This window comes from Aurantimicrobium sp. (assembly GCF_036667855.1).
Taxonomy (GTDB): Bacteria; Actinomycetota; Actinomycetes; order Actinomycetales; family Microbacteriaceae; genus Aurantimicrobium.
The window spans coordinates 1-3175 of record NZ_JAVWTF010000089.1 but is presented as its reverse complement, the minus strand read 5'-3'; the positions used below and the strand labels follow the sequence as shown (position 1 = coordinate 3175).

At 49.4% G+C, this 3175-nt stretch carries 9 protein-coding genes; 2 read left to right on the top strand and 7 right to left on the bottom strand.

Annotated features, from left to right (window positions below; all coding sequences use genetic code 11):
• Positions 1 to 325, top strand: a 325-nt coding sequence (locus RR877_RS10160; RefSeq protein WP_332628152.1) for a hypothetical protein, incomplete at its 5' end; no start/stop codon positions are given.
• A gap of 10 nt (positions 326 to 335) precedes the next feature.
• Entirely contained in the window at positions 336 to 461 is a 126-nt protein-coding gene (locus tag RR877_RS10155; RefSeq protein WP_332628151.1) for a hypothetical protein, read from the top strand.
• A 33-nt stretch (positions 462 to 494) separates the two neighbouring features.
• Here RR877_RS10155 and RR877_RS10150 read toward each other — a convergent pair whose 3' ends face one another.
• The 7 genes from RR877_RS10150 to RR877_RS10120 form a co-directional block, all read right to left on the bottom strand.
• Entirely contained in the window at positions 495 to 665 is a 171-nt protein-coding gene (locus RR877_RS10150; RefSeq protein ID WP_332628149.1) for a hypothetical protein, read from the bottom strand.
• Positions 658 to 822, bottom strand: a complete 165-nt coding sequence (locus tag RR877_RS10145) for a hypothetical protein (RefSeq protein WP_332628148.1) — start codon at positions 820 to 822, stop codon at positions 658 to 660. The genes RR877_RS10150 and RR877_RS10145 overlap by 8 nt, the downstream gene beginning before the upstream one ends.
• A 140-nt stretch (positions 823 to 962) precedes the next feature.
• Complete coding sequence (locus RR877_RS10140; RefSeq protein ID WP_332628146.1) at positions 963 to 1133, bottom strand: hypothetical protein; 171 nt, start codon at positions 1131 to 1133, stop codon at positions 963 to 965.
• 48 nt (positions 1134 to 1181) lie between these two features.
• A complete protein-coding gene (locus RR877_RS10135) occupies positions 1182 to 1439 on the bottom strand; it encodes a hypothetical protein (RefSeq protein ID WP_332628144.1) in 258 nt (85 codons plus the stop codon).
• 9 nt (positions 1440 to 1448) lie between these two features.
• Positions 1449 to 2219, bottom strand: a complete 771-nt coding sequence (locus RR877_RS10130; protein WP_332628142.1) for a ribonuclease H-like domain-containing protein — start codon at positions 2217 to 2219, stop codon at positions 1449 to 1451.
• Positions 2219 to 2551 carry a hypothetical protein gene (locus tag RR877_RS10125; RefSeq protein ID WP_332628141.1) on the bottom strand — a complete coding sequence of 111 codons (333 nt, stop codon included), beginning with the start codon at positions 2549 to 2551 and terminating at the stop codon, positions 2219 to 2221. The genes RR877_RS10130 and RR877_RS10125 overlap by 1 nt, the downstream gene beginning before the upstream one ends.
• Positions 2552 to 2907: 356 nt before the next feature.
• Entirely contained in the window at positions 2908 to 3123 is a 216-nt protein-coding gene (locus RR877_RS10120) for a hypothetical protein (protein WP_332628139.1), read from the bottom strand.
• Positions 3124 to 3175 lie beyond the last annotated feature (52 nt).

Here is a 3175-nt window from a genome sequence, read left to right as displayed (position 1 = left end):
TAGCTACATCTCCTACGAGAAGGGTCAGGCCAACTGCCAAGTACAAGAAGCTGAGAAGAAACTCTCTGATGAGAAACTTCGCACAGTGATTATGATGGAGACTATTGAGAAGAGAGTTCCTGTCATTCAGTACATAGAGAAGGACAACGCTAAGCTTGCAGCTGAAGTCCAGAGTACCAAGGAGAAACTACGTGACGCTATCAAAGCTGCGGGCACTAAGCCTGAGTGCAGTCTTTCTGCTGATGAGTGGGTGCGCTTCAATGAAGCCGCTAGAGCCATCAACCGTGCCGCGACTCTGCCCAAGCTCAGCGACGGTGGACGTTAAAGAGTTCACGGTGAAGGAGCTATCCACTCCTGCTGATGGTGAGTTCAAAGAGTGGAGCGCAGATGTAGCCACGAAGTATCCGGTGCTACTCCGCGCGTATGTCACCCTGAAAGAATGCTACGACGCTGTGCTGTAACCCAAGGGCCCTGCTAACGCGGGGCCTTTTCTTTTAGTCTAGACCACCGGGGAGTTTGTTGATAAGGTTTGCTGCTCTGTCAAAGCCTTCGGCCACAATGTCCATCCCACCAAATACAAGCTCAATGAACCTGTGGCATAGGTAGACAATGAAGAGCAGCGGCAGGCAACAGATAGTCATAGCCCATGAACCTATCTTACGCATTGCTCTTCTCCTTCTCTGCTGCATTCAAAGCCATGCCCACCATCTTAACAAACGAGGGGCCCATCTCCTTCAGACGATCATCGGTTTCCTTAGTCGTCTTGTTCTGCTGATCGGCAATGAACTTGTTGCCAAACGTCACGCGCGCATCAATCACCAATAGATGTTTCCTCCGGCTTCATTCTGTATCCTTCTTCAATGTACATCTGGATGCTCTCCCTTGCACTCTCGATAACATCACGCAGAGGCTCTGTCATCAGAGAATGATTATGCAAGAACGAGAGAATGTCAAGTGCGTCTTCAAGGTGAGTATACACGAATCTCCTCCACAATGATGTTGTCTTTATGAGTGCCTAGCTTATCTGACATCTCTTCCCTGAGCTTTTCCACAGGATAGTTGTCTGGGCGGTGAATGTCAAACTCGTGGTGATACCAGCCCTTGTCTCTTTGTGTTCCAATCTCAAACCACATAGATCCTCCTAAAGAAAAGGGCCACCCGAAGGCAGCCTTTGTTGAACATCACACCTTAACGAGTAGTCCGTTAAACTTAACTGGTGCTGTCTGTATCTTCACACCCACGTTACGCCACCGGCATACTACTTTAAAGCCCAGCATAATGCTAACCATCACAAGCTCCATAATCAACACACTGACGTAAGCACCAAGTGCGACAGCAGCAACAGCCAGCGCGGTCAAGATAGTAGCAATCGTAATAGGCAACGTAGCCCACCATCGCCAATTACGAATCTGGAGCTTCATCTTTTCTTTGAACGTCATACAGCCTCCTTAGATTTGACCTGCGTGAACCAGCGGACTCTTTGCTACTTCCTTGTCGTGGGTACGTTCCCTGAACCATCTGCCACAATCCATACAGGCGTACTGACGATAGTGCAGACCAGACGCAGTGCGCTTGTAACCACGTCGCTGGATACGACAACTACCGCAGGCACACTTCACAACCGGCTTGCCTTCCTGATCCACTGCGTCAGCTACAACTTCAACTGGGAAGTTGGGAATCCATGGGAGGATCTTTTCCATCAGCTGCTCAGTACGGATAACGTCATCCGTGTTGTACTGCATCATGGTGGCCCATGCTTCATTGTCGCCGAGCATACACTTCTTCCACAACTCGAAGCCGCCAGTGTCAGCCTTACCTTCCAGACCCAGACGCTCCAGCCAGTAGGCCAGCTTGTTACTTGGAGTGCGGAAGCGACGGCTCACAGTACGATACAGATCCACAGACATATACGGCTTGGGAGGATTCATTCCTGCGAACAAGAACTCCTGATTGATGATCGGAAGATCGAAGCGTTCACCATTGAAAGTCACAATAATGTCAGCCTCTTCCATCATCTCATGCAAGCCTTCCAGCATATCTTGCTTACCATTGTGGAAGGTGGAGCCGAAGTAAGTCTCGTTGCTCCCTCTCCACTTGGCAGCCCAACTCAGCATCTCGCTACTCTGTTCAATCTGATTGATAGCGACGAACTGGTTCCTCAAACCCCAAACCCATGCAAGGTTCGGGGAAGTCTCAATGTCGAGAATGAGGGTACGCATCAGTTCTTCGGGAGTCTCATGACACGCATCGTGTGGATTGCTGTAGCAGCTGCCTCACGAATAGCTTCGTCTTGCTTGTCCTCCGGCATAGCTGCCAGTTCATCGTCAGTGTAATTGAACGAAGGCTGCTGGCTCTGCATCATCTGAATGATGGATGCAATCTCATGAGCTGCTGCGTAGGAAGGTGGGACGTCTTTGCCTTCGAGGATACGATCAGTCATGTCATGGCTAAAGCTGTACGAGAGTTCAACACCACGAGCAGGATAGTCCTTGCTAGAGAAGTTGATCGAGCAGCTGAAGGTTTCATCATTGGTCTTGTTCTGTTCAGTCATTGAGTAGCTCCTTGTTTCTTTTCTTCTCTTCCTGTGTGACACCTTTATGGCAGGGCTTACAAAGAACCCGCAGCATGTCAATGGAAGTAAACAGTCTTTCTACAAATCCCGGCAGATCACTGTAGTCACGGAGACTACCTGCTGGAATGATATGGTCAACTTCTACGTTGGAGCGCTTGTGCCATTCCTTACAGATGGCGCAATGATACTCCTTCTTCTGCCTCTTATCTGATCCGACATACGGACGGGCAGCGAGTTCAAGCACTTGATACTTCGGTGGGTATCTAGACCATGCTTGACGTAGTGCGCTTCTTACAAATGAGAAGAAGCGAGAGACGGTCCAATCTGGGTATGGCTTAAACGGTGGGGTCTTTGCTGCCATAGAACCAATCAACGAACCGTTCAAGGAGTGACGGCTTATACTCCTCGATGTAAGTGAGCACAGTAGCGTAAGGGCTACTCTGCTGATGCAAGACTGCCTTCTCGATATCACTGAAGAACCATGCACTCTTGCTAACGTTGCTACCTTCCTTTGGTAGCTTTACCACAACCCACTTAGACATGGAAGTCACAGGGCTTACCCTCCTCTCGAATCATCCACAACAAAGATGCTACTTCGTTGTA

Coding starts and splice junctions, on each gene's coding strand:
- RR877_RS10150 (WP_332628149.1), bottom strand. CDS start 665: ATGCGTAAGATAGGTTCATGGGCTATGACTATCTGTTGCCTGCCGCTG.
- RR877_RS10140 (WP_332628146.1), bottom strand. CDS start 1,133: ATGTGGTTTGAGATTGGAACACAAAGAGACAAGGGCTGGTATCACCAC.
- RR877_RS10135 (WP_332628144.1), bottom strand. CDS start 1,439: ATGACGTTCAAAGAAAAGATGAAGCTCCAGATTCGTAATTGGCGATGG.
- RR877_RS10130 (WP_332628142.1), bottom strand. CDS start 2,219: ATGCGTACCCTCATTCTCGACATTGAGACTTCCCCGAACCTTGCATGG.
- RR877_RS10125 (WP_332628141.1), bottom strand. CDS start 2,551: ATGACTGAACAGAACAAGACCAATGATGAAACCTTCAGCTGCTCGATC.